Genomic DNA, 15,395 nt, shown 5'->3' on the forward strand with positions numbered 1-15,395 from the left:
GAGCTGGCGGACGTGCTGGTCGCGGTCCGCGACGCCGGGGTGTCGATGCTGCTGATCGAACACAACATGGGGCTGGTCCTCTCGGTCAGCGACCGGGTGACGGTGATGGACGCCGGACGCGTCATCGCCGAGGGCCGGCCGAGCGAGATTCGCGAGGACCCGGCGGTCCTCAAGGCCTACCTGGGGGTGGCGGAATGATCGAAGTGAAGGACCTCACCGCGAGGTACGGCCAGCTGGCCGCGCTGCGCGACGTCGGATTGACCCTGGCCCCCGGCGAGGTGGTCGCCCTGCTGGGCGCCAACGGCGCCGGCAAGACCACCCTGCTGCACAGCGTGGCCGGCCTGCACCGCACGCTCACCGGCCAGATCCTGTTGGACGGCAGGGAGATCACCGGCCAGGAGGCGGCGGAGTCCACCCGGCAGGGCATCTCGCTGGTGCCCGCCGGTCGGCAGGTCTTCGCCGGCCTCACCGTACGGCAGAACCTGCAGCTCGGCATGCACGGCGCCAGGCTGTCACACGCCGACAAGGAGCACCGGATCGTGGACGCGATCGCGATGTTCCCGATCCTCGGTGAGTTCGCCGACCGTCCGGCAGGCCTGCTCTCCGGTGGTCAGCAGCAGATGCTGGCCATCGCCCGGGCCTTGGTGCGCAAGCCGGCGTACCTGCTGCTCGACGAGCCGTCGCTGGGTCTGGCGCCGCAGATCGTCAGCCAGATCCTGCACGCCGTCGGCCTGCTCACCCAGGACGGCATGGGGATCCTGCTGGCGGAGCAGAACGCCACCGCGGCGCTCGGTGTCGCCGCTCGTGGTGTCATCCTCGAGAACGGTGTCGTGATGCGCACCGATGCGGCCAGGGTGCTGCTCGACGACCCGGAGGTGAGCAGCCACTACCTCGGCACGGTCGAGGAGGAGGCCGCCGGACGCCGGCGCCGGGTGCTGCCGCCGGACATCCTCACGCCGATCCTCGGCTGAGCCCGATCCGACCCGCCGGCCATCGGTCCGCCGGTCGGGTCGTGGACAACAGGCCCCCTCTCCTCGCCCATCGGGCGCGGGGGAGGGGGCCCGTTCGGTGTCCGGAGGGGTTGCCATCCTGCTACTCAGCGCTACTATGTAGTGGTAGTCAATGAAACTGAGTAGTGAAGGAGGTGACCCATGGGCAAGCAGGTGACCGAGATGCTCAAGGGCACCCTGGAGGGCATCGTCCTCGCGATCCTGGCCGTACGCCCCGCGTACGGCTACGAGATCACCGCCTGGCTGCGGGACCAGGGGTTCGCCGACATCGCGGAGGGCACCGTCTACGCCCTGTTGGTCAGGGTCGAACAGCGCGGCCTGGTCGATGTCGAGAAGGTCCCCTCGGAGAAGGGGCCGCCGCGCAAGGTCTATTCCCTGAACGATCAGGGCCGCGACCACCTCGACGAGTTCTGGAGGACCTGGAGCTTCCTCTCCGAACGACTGGAACAGCTCCACAAGGGAGGCAACTGAGATGGCACCGAAGTGGCTCGAGCTGGTCACCGGATCGCTCGAACAGAAGAAGCAGTACAAGCAGCTCCGCACCCGGATGGATGCGCTGCCGGCGCCGTACGCCGCGGCGGCCAAGGCACTCCACCGCTACTTCATGAGCGGTGCCGCCGGGATCCCCGAGGACGATTCGGTGGTGACGATGATGCGCGACTTCGTCGAGCTGTGGGAACGCGCCGCCGCCGACGGCACCCCGTTGCGCGACATCGTCGGGGAGGATCCGGTCGAGTTCGCCGACCTGTTCGCCCAGGCGTACCTCGGCAAGCGGTGGATCGACAACGAACGCGCCCGGCTGACCCGGGCGATCGAAGCCCTCGAACAGACCGACGGAGGAGAGCAACCATGACCACGACAGCCATCCGGGTGGCAGGCCTGGAGAAGTCGTACAAGAAGCTGGAGGTGCTTCGCGGCGTCGACTTCGAGGTCGCGCGGGGCAGCATCTTCGCCCTGCTCGGCGCCAACGGCGCGGGCAAGACCACGATCGTCCGGATCCTCGCCACCCTGCTCCGGGCCGACGCCGGAGAGGCGTCGGTGAACGGTTTCGACGTCGCGACCCAGGGTGTCGACGTACGGGCCTCGATCAGCCTCACCGGGCAGTTCGCCGCCGTCGACGAGATCCTGTCCGGCCGGGAGAACCTCGTGCTCGTCGCCCGCCTGCGGCACCTTCCCGATCCGGGGCGGGTGGCCGACGACCTCCTCGCGCGCTTCGGGTTGGCCGAGGCGGCGACTCGCAGGGTCGCGACCTACTCCGGCGGGATGCGCCGCCGGCTCGACATCGCGATGAGCCTGATCGGGGATCCGCCGGTGATCGTCCTCGACGAGCCGACCACCGGTCTCGACCCGCAGGCCCGCCTCGAGGTGTGGCAGGCCGTCCGGGGCCTCGCCGCCCGCGGCACCACGGTGCTGCTCACCACCCAATACCTCGACGAGGCCGAACAGCTCGCCGACCGGATCGCGATCCTGCACGGCGGTCGGATCATCGTCGACGGCACCCTGGCCGAGCTCAAGCACCTGCTCCCGCCGGCCACGGTCGAATACGTCGAGAAGCAGCCGACCCTCGAGGAGATCTTCCTCGCCGTGGTCGGTGAGGACACCGCCGATCCGGCCGGACCCGCGGCGATCGGAGCGTCGACCGCGACCGCCCCGTCCGTACCCACCCCTGAGGAGCGACGATGACCACGCACGCCATCGGCGACACGGCTGTCCTGCTGGGACGGTCACTGCGTCACATCTCCCGCAGCCTGGACACCATCATCACCACGACGATCATGCCGATCGCCTTCCTGTTGCTGTTCGTGTACGTCTTCGGCGGCGCGATCAACACCGGCACCGGCACCTCGTACGTGAACTACCTGCTCCCGGGCATCCTGCTGATCACGATCGCGTCGGGCATCTCCTACACCGCGTTCCGGCTCTTCACCGACCTGCAGAGTGGCATCTTCGAGCGGTTCCAGTCGATGCCGATCGCCCGCGCGTCGGCGCTGTGGGCGCACGTGCTGACCTCACTCGTCGCCAACCTGGTCTCGCTGGTGGTGGTCGTCGCCGTCGCCCTTCTGATGGGCTTCCGGTCGGGGGCCGGGGTGGTGGGCTGGCTCGCGGTCGCCGGGATCCTGGCCCTCTTCACCTTCGCCCTGACCTGGGTCGCCGTGATCCCCGGCCTCACCGCCAGGTCGGTGGACGGTGCGAGCGCGTTCTCCTACCCGCTCGTCTTCCTTCCGTTCATCAGCTCGGCCTTCGTACCGACCGGCTCCATGCCGGGCCCGGTGCGCGCCTTCGCCGAGCACCAGCCGGTGACCTCCATCGTCGACACCCTCCGGGCCCTGCTGGCCGGTCAGCCGGTGGGTGGCGACATCTGGGTCGCCCTCGCATGGTGCGTCGGCGTCCTGGTCGTCGCGTACGTCGTGGCGACCCTCACCTACCGCCGCAGGATCTCCTAGCGATCCTGGTCCTGCGGCGGACCCAGACCGACCTGGCGCCGGTGACGGGCTCCCGTCACCGGCGTCAGTTGTGCAGGACCGCCCGCGAGCGGAGTGCGCCCCGGGAGAGCAGGTCGAGGGCCCGGTCGGCCTCGCTCATCGGGAAGCGCTCGGTGACCGTACGGATCTTCCCCTCGGCGGCCAGCCGGAGGACCGTACGCATCTGGTCGCGGCTGCCGAGGATGGAAGCCTTGATGGTCTGGCCCTGGTTGAAGGGGAAGCCGGTGAGGTTCAGCGGGACGGCGGTGACCAGGGTGCCGCCCCAGGCGAGGGTCTGCAGTGCCTGTGCGGTGACGGCGTCGGAATCGGCGAAGGTCAGCACGGCCTGCGCGGTGCCGGCGATCGCTGCCAGCGCGTCGGGATCGGTGGAGTCCACCCCGCGGGTGGCGCCGAGATCGAGGGCGACGGCCAGGTGTTCCGGGGTGCGGCCGACGGCGATCACGTCCGCCCCGGTGAGCCGGGCGAACTGGACGGCCATGTGGCCGACGCCGCCGAGCCCGAAGACGGCGACGGTGTCGCCCGGGCCGACATCGAGCTTGTCGACCACGCCGTACGCGGTGATGCCGGGGCAGAAGAGCGGTGCGGCGTCGATCAGGTCGAGGCCCGCCGGGACGGCGTACGTGTGGGCCGCGGTGGCGAGCATGAACTGGCCGTAGCCGCCGTCGACGTGCTCACCGGTGATGACCCGCCGGTGGCAGAGGTACTCGCGCCCGCTGGTGCAGTATTCGCACTCCTCGCAGGTCCACCACAGCGGCTGGACCCCGACCGAGTCCCCGAGCGCGAACTCGGTCACTCCGTCGCCGAGGGCGGCGACGTGGCCGGTGACCTCGTGGCCGGGGACGATCGGGTGGATCGCGGGGATGCCGTCGTCGGCCCAGTCGCCCTCGATCATGTGGAGATTGGAGCGGCACACACCGCAGGCCACCACCTCGATCAGCAGCTGGCCGGGGCCCGGATCCGGGCGGGTCGTCTCGCGCCACTGCAGGGGATGGGTGGCGATCGGGGCCGGTGTGTCGAGGGCGTTCGCATACATGGAGGTCATGGCTCGACGGTAGGGGGCCGGCCGCGATCATGCGCTGTGAAATGCGTCTCGTGTCGCCGCCCTGGTGCTCCGGGGTCCTCGCGGTGGCCCTGCCTGACGCGGGTCCGGCGCCTGCCGCGGGTCCGCTGGAAGGGCTGTGGTGGGCCGACGACATGGCGGCCTTCGCGGCATCGCGGGACAAGTCCCGGTGGGACTGGACCCTGCTGATGATGGTGCCGGAGTGGATCGACCAGGAGATGTTCGCCGCGGCCGTCGCAGCCGCCGGAGCCAAGAACCGGCCGGATCGGCTGGGCGACGTACGGCTGGAACGACTCGCCGAGGGGCTGTGCGTCCAGACCCTGCACGTCGGGTCCTTCGACGACGAGGCGGCGGTGTTGGCGCGGCTGCACGACGAGTTCATCCCCGAGCAGGGATGGGCCAGGGTCGGCCGACATCACGAGATCTACCTCAGTGACGTCCGCAAGGTCGCCCCCGAGAAGCAACGTACGATCCTCCGGCAGCCGGTCGGCCCACCGGAGTCCGGTCAGGCCTGAGGTGCGCCCCGGAACCTCCCTGCACGGCCTCCCTCACACACAAACGCTCAGCTCTGCACCTCGCCCACGCGTTGGTGCTGAATGACGGACACATGTGCACGGGCGACGCGCAGAGGTCGTCGAATGTGTCTGAGCCGGTGGGCAGGATGAGCTGCTCCGAGCCCCACGTGCCCGGCCTCTTGTCACTCTTGTTGTACATCTGTGTACGAGTTATCGTGGTGGCGTCCCGTCCGATGCTGTCCGAGACCGTGGAGGTGTGATGGCGACGACCCCGACCCTGCCGGCGCCCGAACGGGCCGACGGCCCCAAGCGCGCTGACGCGCGGCGCAACATCGAGGCGATCCTCGAGGCCGCGACGGACTGCCTCAGCATGGATCCGGACGCCAGCGTCGCGGCGATCGCCCGGGCTGCCGGGGTCGGCCGGGTCACCCTCTACGGGCATTTCGCCGGCCGGGCCGACCTGGTCGATGCGACCGTCGCCCGGGCGATCGAGCGCGGCGATGCGGTGCTGGCCGCGGTGGACCTCGACGGTGACCCGACGGAGGCGCTGGTCCGGCTGATCCGGCAGAGCTGGTCGCAGATCGTACGGATCGGTGCGCTGATGACGGTCGCCAGTGCGACGCTGTCGCCTGAACGCATGCTCGAGTTGCACCGCCGCCCCGCCTCGCGGGTGGAAGGGCTGATCGAACGCGGGCGGACGGCAGGAGTGTTCCGGGCCGACCTGCCGGTGTCGTGGCTGGTCGGCACCCTGCACCGGGTGATGCACGGGGCGGCGGAGGAGATCGCGGCGGGCCGGCTCGACGCCGACGCCGCCGGCTGGACGATCGCCGCCACGGTGGTTGCCGCCTTCACCCCACCCGGGCGGCCGGTGCCGCGGATCGACAGGAGGTGACGCCATGGCTGACACTGACACCCGCCTCGCCGCGGTGGCGCGGCGCTGGCCGACCGTGGTCGGCGTCGTGTTCGCCGCCCTGATGATCGGACTCTCCGCCGGCCGGGCCACCGAGGTGCTCACCGCAGCCGCTTTCGTCTATCTCGGCTCCGCCGCACTGGGTCACCGGGCGGCGGCGTGGCCGCTGTTCGGCCTGACCTTCGTGCTGATCGGGGTCGGCTTCGCCGTGCCCGGGTTCTCCCCGTTCTGGACGATGCTCGGACTCGGCGCGGCCCTGGTGGTCTACGGGGTCATCCGGGGAGCGCTGCGGCCGGGCTGGGGGCTGCCCCTCCAGACGGCGGCGATGGTGGTGGTCGCCGCGTTGGCCCTCGCCGCGATGGTCACCGGTCTGCCCTGGGCGGCGCTGATCGTCGCGGCCGGTCTGCTCGCCCATGCCGGGTGGGACGTCCACCATCTCCGTACGCAGCGGGTGGTCGCGCACTCGATGGCCGAGTTCTGTGCCGCGCTCGACACCGTGCTCGCCGTGGCTCTCGCCGTGACGGCGTGGGCCTCCTCGTGACGGCGTGGGCCTCCTCGTGACGGCGTGGGCCTCCTCGTGACGGCGTGGGCCTCCTCGTGACGGCGTGGGCCTCCTCGTGACGACCCTCGCCGCCTGACGGTCCGGCGGTATCCGGCGGGTATCCGCCGCGATCAGCCGGCGAGCAGCCGGGCCAGCGCGGCCTCCGCGTCGGGACTGCCGGCGTCGGCGAGGCGTTGCAACTCGATCAGATCGCGCTGAGCCACCGCCCGGCGGGTGAGCAGCCGACCGGCCTGCAGACTGCCCTCGTCGAGCAGCTCGGAGAGCTCGGTCAGGTCGTCACGGGCGTCGGCCAGGTCCGCGAGCCGGTCGAGCGCCTGCTCGTTGCCCTCGTCGGCCAGAGCGCGCAACGTCGCGTGGTCGAAGGTGTTCCCGGTCATGCGTGGTCCTCCTGCCGGTTCGCGACCGTTCCAGGGCGAGCAGACTCGTCCTCACGGCCATACCTCCACGGTAATCGCCGAGCTGACGTCGGCGCGGGCGGCCCCGGGGACAGGGGACCACACTCGGCGATGGGTCGGTCAGGCCGGCGATCCCGGGACGTACGCTCCCGGTCCCGATCCCTGACGCCGGTGCCAGTCCCGATCACGACCAGACACCCGAGCTGCCCCGTCGGTGCGAGCCGACCAGATGGGTGTCGAGCACGCCGACCGATTCCATCAGGGCGTACATCGTCGTCGGGCCGACGAAGCGGAACCCCTCCCGCCGCAGTGCCCGGGCCAGTCCCTCCGACTCCGCCGACGTGGTCGGTGCCTCGGACAGCGTGCGCGGGGCGGGCGTCTGCGCCGGCCGGAACGACCACACCAGTGCCACCAGTCCACCGCGCTCCCGGAGCGCGACGGTGGCCCGGGCGTTGGCGATCGTCGCCTCGATCTTGCGGCGATTGCGGACGATCCCCGGATCGGCCAGCAGCCGCGCCACGTCCGCCTCGGTGTAGCCGGCGACCCGATCCGGGTCGAAACCGTCGAACGCCGTGCGGAAGGCCGGGCGCTTGCGCAGGATCGTCAGCCAGGACAGGCCGGACTGGAACGCCTCCAGGCTGAGCTTCTCGAACATCCCTCGCTCGTCGCGGATCGGGACGCCCCATTCGGTGTCGTAGTACTCCCGCAGCAAGGGGTCGGTGGCGGCCCACGCCGGGCGGGCCAGGCCGTCCTCGCCGACCACCAGGTCGGGGGAGACGGGGACGGGGCCGGTCGCGGGGGTCGCCATGGCCCGATCGTACGTGCCGCTCGCGCCGTGGATCGTACGCCCACACGCCCCGCGCCGTGGATCGTACGCCCACACGCCCCGCGCCGTGGATCGTACGCCCACACGCCCCGCGCCGTGGATCGTACGCCCGTGCCCGCGCAGCGGATGCCCGGTGCCCCGCCGATCCGCCGCCGACGGTGTGACCCACAATGTCCCCATGCCCATCCTCAACAAGGACATGACCCTCTGCATCTCGCTGTCGGGCCGGCCGTCCAACCTCGGCACCCGGTTCCACAACTACCTGTATGACCTGCTGGGCCTCAACTACATCTACAAGGCCTTCTCCACCGACGACATCGAGGGAGCGATCCGGGGCGTCCGCGCCCTGGGCATCCGCGGCTGCTCGGTGTCGATGCCGTTCAAGGAGGCCGTGATCCCGCTGGTCGACGAGATGGAGGAGTCCGCGGCGGCGATCGAGTCGGTCAACACCATCGTCAACGACGGTGGCCGGCTGTCGGCCTCCAACACCGACTACGAGGCGGTCGCGAGCCTGCTGCGCAGCCACGCGGTCGATCCCGGCCTGCCGGTCCTGGTGCGCGGGTCGGGCGGGATGGCCAAGGCCGTCGTGGCCGCCTTCCGGGGTGCCGGCTTCGACGACCTCACGGTGCTGGCCCGCAACGCCACCGCCGGTCCCGCCCTCGCGGCGAAGTACGGCTACCGGTGGACCGCCGAGGACCCGGCGCCAGGGGCCCAGGTGCTGGTGAACGTCACCCCGTTGGGGATGGACGGCCCGCAGGCCGACGTCCAGTCGTTCTCGGACGCCCACCTGGCCGCCGCGAGCGTGGTGTTCGATGTGGTCGCGTTCCCGGTGGAGACCCCGCTGATCCGCGCCGGCCGGACGCTGGACAAGCAGCTGATCACCGGGGCCGAGGTGGTCGCGCTGCAGGCCGCCCGGCAGTTCGAGCGCTACACCGGGGTGGCCCTCACCCCGGAGCTGGTGGCCGAGGCCTCGGAGTTCTCCCGGGCGCAGTGACCAGCGGATCGTACGGCTGACCGGCCCGGCGCGCCATGCCGGGCCGGCGCCGCCTCAGGGGTCCTCCGGGTTTGTCCCGGGTCCGCGGCACGTCCTCCCGGAAGGGGCTGCCGGCTCCGTACCATGGGTCGCGTACCGCCCGAACAGCCTGACCAAGAAGGAATCACGCGCATGCGTACCAAGAACCCCGTGCTCAATCGCTCGGCCTCGTTCAACCCCCGGGCCGGATACCAGGGCTCGGTTCCGCAGTACCAGGGCCAGGGCTTCGATCCGTACGCGGCCCTGCAGACCGTCGACCGGATGACGATGGACGACGTGATCACCAAGACCGCGCTCACCCTCGGGACGGTCGTCCTGACGGCGGCGGCGTCCTGGTTCCTCGTCCCGGCCGCTCTGGTCGGTGTCGCCTGGATCGGGTCGGCGATCGCCGCCCTGGTGGTCTCCTTCCTGGTGGTCGGCCGTCGTGGCGTACGCCCCGGCATGGTCGTGGCGTACGCCGCCCTCGAGGGTGTCTTCATCGGCATCTTCTCCCGGTTCCTCGAGGCGATGTTCCCGGGCATCGTGGTGCAGGCGGTGGTCGCCACCTTCGTCGTCGCCGGTCTGGTGCTGGCCAGCTACAAGATCTTCAACCTCAATCGCTTCGCCAACCGGATCTCCCGCGGCCTGCTGATCGCCACCGGAGCCCTTGCGGTCGTCTACCTGGTCAACTTCGTGCTGTCCCTGTTCGGCGTGCACACCGGCCTCATCGGCTTCGGACCGCAGGCCGGCGGACTGGCCTTCCTGGTCACCGCGGTCGCCATCGTGCTGGCCACGATGAACCTGCTGGTCGACTTCGCTGCCATCGAGGACGGCGTCCGCAACGGTGCCCCGGCCGACCAGTCCTGGGTGGCCGCCTTCGGTCTCACCGTCTCGATGGTGTGGCTCTACACCGAGCTGCTCCGCCTGCTCTCCTACTTCCGGCAGAGCTGACCCCGGTCCGCGATGGACTTCAACGAGAACGCCCGGCTGGATCCCTCCCGGTCCACGTCCGGTGGTGGGAGCGGTGGCGGACGGATCGCGGTCGGGGGCGTCGGCGGCCTGGTCCTCATCCTCGTCGCGCTGTTCTTCGGCATCGATCCGGCGAACATCCTCGGCAGCCAGACGATCGACCCGACCAGCAGCGTCTCCACCGGAGCGAACACCCTGCAGAAGTGCACGACGGTCAAGGACATCGAGACCACTCCGCAGTGCCGCTTCGTCGCCTACCAGAACTCGCTCGACCGCTACTGGGGCAGCGTGGTGCAGGGCTACACGCCGGCCGAACAGTTCGTGATGTTCTCCGGCCAGGTGCAGACCGGCTGTGGCACCGCGACCTCGGAGGTCGGTCCGTTCTACTGTCCCGGCGACGAGAAGGTCTACCTGGACGAGTCGTTCTTCAGCACGCTCGAGCAGCAGTTCGGCGCCACCTCGACCCGAGCGGTCGAGGCGTACGTGATGGCCCACGAGTACGGCCACCACGTGCAGAACCAGATCGGCGTCCTCGGCCAGGTCAGCCGGGGCGGCACCGGGGCCGACTCGGCCGCCGTCCGGTCCGAGCTGCAGGCCGACTGCTTCGCCGGCGTGTGGTTCGCCAACGCTGCCAAGGACACCCAGGGGCCGATCGCGCAGGTCAGCGAGCAGGACATCAGGGAGGCCCGGGCCGCCGCCCAGGCCATCGGCGACGACAGGATCCAGCAGAACACCACCGGCCGGGTCGACCGTGAGTCGTGGACCCACGGCTCCTCGGCGCAGCGGGAGAAGTGGCTGCTGCAGGGCTACCGGTCCGGCGACCCGAACACCTGCGACACCTGGTCGGCGCGCACCCTGTGACCGTTCCCGCCACGTGATCAAGTACCTCGGGTCCAAGCGCACACTCGTCCCCGTCCTGGGCCGGCTCGCCGAGGCCGTCGGGGCGCGGACGGCGGTGGACCTCTTCACCGGCACCACCCGGGTGGCGCAGGAGTTCTGCCGGCAGGGGGCGTACGTCACCGCGGTGGACACCGCGGCCTACTCCGAGGTGTTCGCCCGGACGTACGTCGAGGCGGACGCCGCCGCGGTCGATGTCGCGGCGGTGCAGGCGGCGATCGACGAGCTCAATGCGCTGCCGGGGGTGGACGGCTACGTGACGGAGACGTTCTGCCACCGCTCCCGGTTCTTCCAGCCGCACAACGGGCGGCGGATCGACGCGATGCGGACCGCGATCGATCGGCACTGGGCCGGCACCCCGCTGTGGCCGGTGCTGGTGACCAGCCTGATCGAGGCGGCCGACGCGGTCGACTCGACGGTGGGGCTCCAGATGGCCTACCTGAAGCGGTGGTCACCGCGCTCCTACCAGGACATCCGGCTCGAGGTGCCGGCCTTCACCCCGGGGACCGGGCGGGCCGTCCGCGGCGATGCCATGACGGTCGCCGGGGCACTGCCACCGGTCGACCTCGCCTACCTCGATCCGCCGTACAACCAACACCGCTACTACACGAACTACCACATCTGGGAGACGCTGGTCCGCTGGGACGAGCCGGAAGTGTACGGGGTGGCGTGCAAGCGGGTCGACTGTCGCGACGAGGCGACCAAGAGCCCGTTCAACAGTCGTCGGACGATGGCATCGGCGCTGGCCGCGGTGATCGGTGACCTGCGGGCGGACGTGATCGCGGTGTCCATCAACGACGAGTCCTTCGTCAGCCGCGCCGAGGTGGAGCGGATGTGCCGTGACCGGGCCGAGCACGTCGAGGTGCTGGCGTACGACGCGCGGCGCTACATCGGCTCGGTGATCGGGGTGTACGACGACAAGGGCCGCAAGGTCGGTCGTCCCGGCGCCCGGTCGACCACCGAGTTCATCGTGCTGGCCGGGGACCGCGACCGGATCGCGGCGAGCGAGGCCATCGCCGGGGGGTGCAGAGCAGGGCGCTAGGGTGATCCGCATGAGTGAGGAGCACGAGGTCCTGACGTATCCCGATTTCGGCATCGCCGTCCGGGAGGTCGCCCAGATGATCGTCGACGACGGATTCATCCCCGACATCATCATGTGCATCGCGAGGGGTGGGCTACCCTTCGGCGGCGCCCTCGGCTACGCCCTGGACATCAAGCAGATCACCGAGATGAACGTCGAGTTCTACACCGGTGTCAACGACCGCCTCCCGACGCCGATCCTGCTGCCGCCCAGCCCTCAGCCGCACGACCTGCGCGACCTCAAGGTGCTCATCGCCGACGACGTCTCCGACACCGGCACCACGCTCAAGTTCACCCAGGACTTCCTGCAGCAGTACGCGGCCGAGACGCGTACGGCGGTCATCTACGAGAAGCCGCACACCCGCCTGCACGCCGACTTCGTCTGGCGCTACACCGACCGCTGGATCGACTTCCCGTGGTCGACCCTGCCGCCGGTCACCCGCCGCAGCCGGGCCGAGGCCGAGGCGTCCGCGGGAGCCGAGGCTGCGGAGGCCCGGGAACCTGAGGCCGACCCGGCCTGACCCCGGCCGGCCGCAGACGACCCGGTCCTCCCGGACCGGTCAGCGTACGACCGACGCCCGGTCGGATCCCCACCGACAAGGGATCCGACCGGGCGTCGGTGTCGTACGGGCCGCGTGGTCGTCCGGCGACCGTACCGGCCGGGCCGTTCAGAGCGCGGCGATGATGTCCTGCACCCGCTCCTTGGCGTCGCCGAACAGCATCTCGGAGTTGTCGCGGAAGAACAGCGGGTTCTGCACGCCCGCGTAGCCGGGGTTCATCGAGCGCTTGAACACGATGACCTCCCTGGCCTTCCACACCTCGAGCACCGGCATCCCGGCGATCGGGGAGTCCGGTTCGTCGAGCGCCGCCGGGTTGACCGTGTCGTTGGCGCCGATCACCAGCACGACGTCGGTGTCGTCGAAGTCGCCGTTGATCTCGTCCATCTCCAGGACGATGTCGTACGGCACCTTGGCCTCGGCCAGCAGCACGTTCATGTGGCCGGGCAGCCGGCCGGCCACCGGGTGGATGCCGAACCGCACCTGGACGCCGCGGTCGCGCAGCTTCTGGGTGAGCTCGGCCACCGGATACTGTGCCTGGGCGACAGCCATGCCGTAGCCCGGCGTGATCACCACCGACCGGGCGCCGGCCAGTTCGTGGGCGACGTCGGAGGCGCTGGTCTCGCGGTAGTCGCCGTACTCGCGGGCCTCACCGCTGCCCTTGCTCGTTCCCTCGCCGAACCCGCCGAGGATGACCGAGACGAACGACCGGTTCATCGCCTGGCACATCAGGTAGGACAGGATCGCACCGGAGGAGCCGACCAGGGCGCCGGTGACGATCAGCAGGTCGTTGCCGAGCATGAACCCGGCGGCGGCCGCGGCCCACCCGGAGTAGGAGTTCAGCATCGAGACGACGACGGGCATGTCGCCGCCGCCGATCGAGGACACCATGTGCCACCCGAGGAGCAGGCCGAGCACGGTCATCAGGATCAGCGGCAGCAGGCTCGGGGCCAGGACGAACCAGACGCCGAGGGCGACGCAGACCACCAGAACGAGCAGGTTGATCAGGTTGCGGCCGGGGATCATCAGGGCCGTGGACTTGAGTCGCCCGCTCAGCTTGCCGAACGCGACCAGCGATCCGGTGAGGGTGTAGGCGCCGATCAGCACCCCGGCGAAGACTTCGATCAGGTGGGCGACGGAATAGTCGGCGTCGACCTCGAGGAAGGAGTTGAAGCCGACCAGGACGGCCGCCAGACCGACGAAGGAGTGCAGCATGGCGATCAACTGGGGCATGCCGGTCATCTCGACCGTCCAGGCACGCCAGGTGCCGATGACGGCGCCGATCAGCATGGCCGAACCGATCAGAGCGGCCGTGATCATGAAGCCGCGCGGTGCGGTGGTCACCGCCTGGGTGATCACGCCACCGAGAGCGATGAACATGCCGAGCATGCCGGCGACGTTGCCCAACCGGGCTGTCTCGTGGCGGGACAGTCCGGCCAGGGCGAGGATGAACAGGACGGCCGCGATGATGTAGGCGGCCGGCACCATGGAGGTGAGTTGCATCGCTCAGGCCTTCCGGAACATGGCGAGCATCCGGTTGGTCACCAGGAAGCCACCGAAGACGTTGATGGATGCGACCAGGATCGCCACCCACGACAGGATCGTCACGGGCACGCTGGAGCTGCCGACCTGCAGCAGCGCACCGACCATGATGATGCCCGAGATGGCGTTCGTCTCGGCCATCAGCGGGGTGTGCAGGGCGTGGGTGACGTTGGAGATCACGTAGAACCCGACGAACACCGCCAGCATGAGGACCATCCAGTGCCCGAGGATCCCGAGCGGTGACAGCCCGCCGATGATGAAGAAGATCACCATGGCCAGTCCGGCCGCCACGAGGTTACGGGTCCGCTTGCGTCGGGCCAGCTCGGCCGGGGACTCCGTCGGCTTCGCGACCTCGGCTGCGGGCGTCGCGACCGGGGCGGGGGCCGCGGCGGAGACCTTCACCGGTGGCGGCGGCCAGGTCACGGCGCCTTTGCGGGTGACTGTCATCGACCGGACGACCTCGTCGTCGAAGTCGAGGACGAGCCGGCCGTCCTTCTCCGGGGTGACCAGCTTCAGCAGGTTGACCAGGTTGGTGCCGAGCAGCTGGGACGCCTGCCGGGGCAGCCGGCCGGCCAGGTCGGTCCAGCCGATGATCGTCACCCCGTTGTCGGTGACCACCTTCTCGTCGGCCCGGGTCAGCGCGGTGTTGCCGCCGGTGGAGGCGGCCATGTCGACGATGACACTGCCGGGCTTCATCGCCGCGATCATCTCGGCGGTCAGCAGGATCGGGGCGGCCTTGCCCCGGATCTGCGCGGTGGTGACGATGATGTCGGCGGTGCGGGACTCCTCGGCGTACATCCGGGCGGCGAGCTCGGCCTGGTCGGCGGTCATCTCCTTGGCGTAGCCGTCGGAGGAGACGTTCGTGTCGACCGCGCCGACCTCGACGAAGGTCGCGCCCATCGACTCGATCTGCTCACCGACCTCGGGGCGTACGTCGAACGCCCGCACCTGGGCTCCCATCGAGCCGGCGATGCCGATCGCGGCCAGACCGGCGACGCCGGCGCCGACCACGAACACCCTCGCCGGGGGCACCTTGCCGGCGGCGGTGACCTGGCCGGTGAACATCCCACCGTAGGCCTGGGCGGCTTCGATCACCGCGCGGTAGCCGGCGATGTTGGCCATCGAGGACAGCACGTCGAGTGCCTGCGCGCGGGAGATCCGGGGCACGGCGTCGAGCGACAGCGCGCTGATCCCGGCCTCGGCGTACCGTTCGGCCACCTCGGGATGCAGGGCGGGGGAGAGCATCGACACCAGGGTCGCTCCGGGGAGCATCAGGGCGAGTTCCTCGTCGGTCGGCGGATTGCACGCCAGCACGACGTCGGACGCCCAGACCTCGGGGGCCTCACCGAGTCGGGCCCCGGCCTCCGTGTAGGCGGAGTCGGGGAAGTCGGCGCGCTGACCGGCTCCTCGCTCCACCACCACGTCGTAGCCGAGCTTGAGTAATTGCGGGACAGTTGACGGAGTCGCCGCCACCCGGGTTTCGGATGGTGAGGACTCCCTGGGCACTCCGATTTGCACCGTGGACCTCCTTCAGCACTACGAAGCGTAGTGGACGTACGCAGTGTTCGCTAACTCAC

The 15,395-nt window shown here is 70.2% G+C and carries 19 protein-coding genes; 14 read left to right on the top strand and 5 right to left on the bottom strand.

What is annotated here, in order from left to right:
* Positions 1-105 precede the first annotated feature (105 nt).
* From R0146_RS16180 to R0146_RS09105, 6 genes are all read left to right on the top strand, one after another.
* Positions 106-198, top strand: coding sequence for an ABC transporter ATP-binding protein C-terminal domain-containing protein (locus tag R0146_RS16180; RefSeq protein WP_411567193.1), 93 nt, complete (start codon positions 106-108; stop codon positions 196-198).
* Entirely contained in the window at positions 195-971 is a 777-nt protein-coding gene (locus R0146_RS09085) for an ABC transporter ATP-binding protein (RefSeq protein WP_317688915.1), read from the top strand. Before R0146_RS16180 ends, R0146_RS09085 begins: the two co-directional genes overlap by 4 nt.
* Before the next feature lie 180 nt (positions 972-1,151).
* Positions 1,152-1,481, top strand: coding sequence for a PadR family transcriptional regulator (locus R0146_RS09090; RefSeq protein WP_317688918.1), 330 nt, complete (start codon positions 1,152-1,154; stop codon positions 1,479-1,481).
* A 1-nt stretch (position 1,482) separates the two neighbouring features.
* Positions 1,483-1,863: a DUF1048 domain-containing protein gene (locus tag R0146_RS09095; protein WP_317688920.1), complete on the top strand. Its 381-nt coding sequence runs from the start codon at positions 1,483-1,485 to the stop codon at positions 1,861-1,863.
* A complete protein-coding gene (locus tag R0146_RS09100) occupies positions 1,860-2,693 on the top strand; it encodes an ABC transporter ATP-binding protein (RefSeq protein ID WP_317688922.1) in 834 nt (277 codons plus the stop codon). The genes R0146_RS09095 and R0146_RS09100 overlap by 4 nt, the downstream gene beginning before the upstream one ends.
* A complete protein-coding gene (locus tag R0146_RS09105; RefSeq protein ID WP_317688924.1) occupies positions 2,690-3,454 on the top strand; it encodes an ABC transporter permease in 765 nt (254 codons plus the stop codon). Before R0146_RS09100 ends, R0146_RS09105 begins: the two co-directional genes overlap by 4 nt.
* 64 nt (positions 3,455-3,518) lie before the next feature.
* Here the strand turns inward: R0146_RS09105 and R0146_RS09110 are convergent, their stop codons facing one another.
* Positions 3,519-4,535, bottom strand: coding sequence for an alcohol dehydrogenase catalytic domain-containing protein (locus tag R0146_RS09110; protein WP_317688927.1), 1,017 nt, complete (start codon positions 4,533-4,535; stop codon positions 3,519-3,521).
* Between the two features lie 83 nt (positions 4,536-4,618).
* On the opposite strand from R0146_RS09110, the gene R0146_RS09115 reads away from it, so the two are divergent.
* From R0146_RS09115 to R0146_RS09125, 3 genes are all read left to right on the top strand, one after another.
* Complete coding sequence (locus tag R0146_RS09115; protein ID WP_317688929.1) at positions 4,619-5,068, top strand: GyrI-like domain-containing protein; 450 nt, start codon at positions 4,619-4,621, stop codon at positions 5,066-5,068.
* A 259-nt stretch (positions 5,069-5,327) separates the two neighbouring features.
* On the top strand, positions 5,328-5,960 hold the full coding sequence (locus tag R0146_RS09120) for a TetR/AcrR family transcriptional regulator (protein WP_317688931.1): 633 nt from the start codon (positions 5,328-5,330) through the stop codon (positions 5,958-5,960).
* A gap of 4 nt (positions 5,961-5,964) precedes the next feature.
* Positions 5,965-6,519: a hypothetical protein gene (locus R0146_RS09125; RefSeq protein WP_317688933.1), complete on the top strand. Its 555-nt coding sequence runs from the start codon at positions 5,965-5,967 to the stop codon at positions 6,517-6,519.
* Between the two features lie 131 nt (positions 6,520-6,650).
* Here R0146_RS09125 and R0146_RS09130 read toward each other — a convergent pair whose 3' ends face one another.
* On the bottom strand, positions 6,651-6,917 hold the full coding sequence (locus tag R0146_RS09130; protein ID WP_317688935.1) for a hypothetical protein: 267 nt from the start codon (positions 6,915-6,917) through the stop codon (positions 6,651-6,653).
* Positions 6,918-7,119: 202 nt separating this feature from the next.
* Positions 7,120-7,941: a DNA-3-methyladenine glycosylase I gene (locus R0146_RS09135; protein WP_317688937.1), complete on the bottom strand. Its 822-nt coding sequence runs from the start codon at positions 7,939-7,941 to the stop codon at positions 7,120-7,122.
* Between R0146_RS09135 and R0146_RS09140 the strand changes: the two genes are divergently transcribed.
* The 5 genes from R0146_RS09140 to R0146_RS09160 all read left to right on the top strand — a co-directional run bounded on the left by R0146_RS09140 (position 7,940) and on the right by R0146_RS09160 (position 12,240).
* Positions 7,940-8,755, top strand: a complete 816-nt coding sequence (locus R0146_RS09140) for a shikimate 5-dehydrogenase (RefSeq protein ID WP_317688940.1) — start codon at positions 7,940-7,942, stop codon at positions 8,753-8,755. The two genes, R0146_RS09135 and R0146_RS09140, sit on opposite strands and share 2 nt — an antisense overlap.
* A gap of 171 nt (positions 8,756-8,926) precedes the next feature.
* Positions 8,927-9,724: a Bax inhibitor-1/YccA family protein gene (locus tag R0146_RS09145; RefSeq protein ID WP_317688942.1), complete on the top strand. Its 798-nt coding sequence runs from the start codon at positions 8,927-8,929 to the stop codon at positions 9,722-9,724.
* Between the two features lie 12 nt (positions 9,725-9,736).
* Positions 9,737-10,603 carry a KPN_02809 family neutral zinc metallopeptidase gene (locus R0146_RS09150; protein ID WP_317688944.1) on the top strand — a complete coding sequence of 289 codons (867 nt, stop codon included), beginning with the start codon at positions 9,737-9,739 and terminating at the stop codon, positions 10,601-10,603.
* A 13-nt stretch (positions 10,604-10,616) separates the two neighbouring features.
* Entirely contained in the window at positions 10,617-11,681 is a 1,065-nt protein-coding gene (locus R0146_RS09155) for a DNA adenine methylase (protein ID WP_317688946.1), read from the top strand.
* A gap of 10 nt (positions 11,682-11,691) precedes the next feature.
* Positions 11,692-12,240 (top strand): phosphoribosyltransferase, encoded by a 549-nt coding sequence (locus tag R0146_RS09160; protein ID WP_317688948.1) that lies wholly within the window; start codon positions 11,692-11,694, stop codon positions 12,238-12,240.
* 147 nt (positions 12,241-12,387) lie between these two features.
* Here the strand turns inward: R0146_RS09160 and pntB are convergent, their stop codons facing one another.
* Together pntB and R0146_RS09170 are read right to left on the bottom strand one after the other, a co-directional pair.
* The gene (pntB, locus tag R0146_RS09165; RefSeq protein WP_317688949.1) at positions 12,388-13,779 is read right to left on the bottom strand and encodes a Re/Si-specific NAD(P)(+) transhydrogenase subunit beta; all 1,392 of its coding nucleotides are present in this window, start codon (positions 13,777-13,779) and stop codon (positions 12,388-12,390) included.
* A 3-nt stretch (positions 13,780-13,782) separates the two neighbouring features.
* The gene (locus tag R0146_RS09170; RefSeq protein ID WP_317688950.1) at positions 13,783-15,336 is read right to left on the bottom strand and encodes a Re/Si-specific NAD(P)(+) transhydrogenase subunit alpha; all 1,554 of its coding nucleotides are present in this window, start codon (positions 15,334-15,336) and stop codon (positions 13,783-13,785) included.
* Positions 15,337-15,395 lie beyond the last annotated feature (59 nt).

It is taken from the genome of Raineyella sp. LH-20 (assembly GCF_033110965.1).
GTDB lineage: Bacteria > Actinomycetota > Actinomycetes > Propionibacteriales > Propionibacteriaceae > Raineyella.

Excerpts from the sequence above, each read along its gene's own strand:
- R0146_RS16180 (WP_411567193.1), top strand. The coding sequence starts at position 106 with ATGGACGCCGGACGCGTCATCGCCGAGGGCCGGCCGAGCGAGATTCGC.
- R0146_RS09085 (WP_317688915.1), top strand. The coding sequence starts at position 195 with ATGATCGAAGTGAAGGACCTCACCGCGAGGTACGGCCAGCTGGCCGCG.
- R0146_RS09090 (WP_317688918.1), top strand. The coding sequence starts at position 1,152 with ATGGGCAAGCAGGTGACCGAGATGCTCAAGGGCACCCTGGAGGGCATC.
- R0146_RS09095 (WP_317688920.1), top strand. The coding sequence starts at position 1,483 with ATGGCACCGAAGTGGCTCGAGCTGGTCACCGGATCGCTCGAACAGAAG.
- R0146_RS09100 (WP_317688922.1), top strand. The coding sequence starts at position 1,860 with ATGACCACGACAGCCATCCGGGTGGCAGGCCTGGAGAAGTCGTACAAG.
- R0146_RS09105 (WP_317688924.1), top strand. The coding sequence starts at position 2,690 with ATGACCACGCACGCCATCGGCGACACGGCTGTCCTGCTGGGACGGTCA.
- R0146_RS09110 (WP_317688927.1), bottom strand. The coding sequence starts at position 4,535 with ATGACCTCCATGTATGCGAACGCCCTCGACACACCGGCCCCGATCGCC.
- R0146_RS09120 (WP_317688931.1), top strand. The coding sequence starts at position 5,328 with ATGGCGACGACCCCGACCCTGCCGGCGCCCGAACGGGCCGACGGCCCC.
- R0146_RS09125 (WP_317688933.1), top strand. The coding sequence starts at position 5,965 with ATGGCTGACACTGACACCCGCCTCGCCGCGGTGGCGCGGCGCTGGCCG.
- R0146_RS09130 (WP_317688935.1), bottom strand. The coding sequence starts at position 6,917 with ATGACCGGGAACACCTTCGACCACGCGACGTTGCGCGCTCTGGCCGAC.
- R0146_RS09140 (WP_317688940.1), top strand. The coding sequence starts at position 7,940 with ATGCCCATCCTCAACAAGGACATGACCCTCTGCATCTCGCTGTCGGGC.
- R0146_RS09135 (WP_317688937.1), bottom strand. The coding sequence starts at position 7,941 with ATGGGGACATTGTGGGTCACACCGTCGGCGGCGGATCGGCGGGGCACC.
- R0146_RS09145 (WP_317688942.1), top strand. The coding sequence starts at position 8,927 with ATGCGTACCAAGAACCCCGTGCTCAATCGCTCGGCCTCGTTCAACCCC.
- R0146_RS09150 (WP_317688944.1), top strand. The coding sequence starts at position 9,737 with ATGGACTTCAACGAGAACGCCCGGCTGGATCCCTCCCGGTCCACGTCC.
- R0146_RS09160 (WP_317688948.1), top strand. The coding sequence starts at position 11,692 with ATGAGTGAGGAGCACGAGGTCCTGACGTATCCCGATTTCGGCATCGCC.
- pntB (WP_317688949.1), bottom strand. The coding sequence starts at position 13,779 with ATGCAACTCACCTCCATGGTGCCGGCCGCCTACATCATCGCGGCCGTC.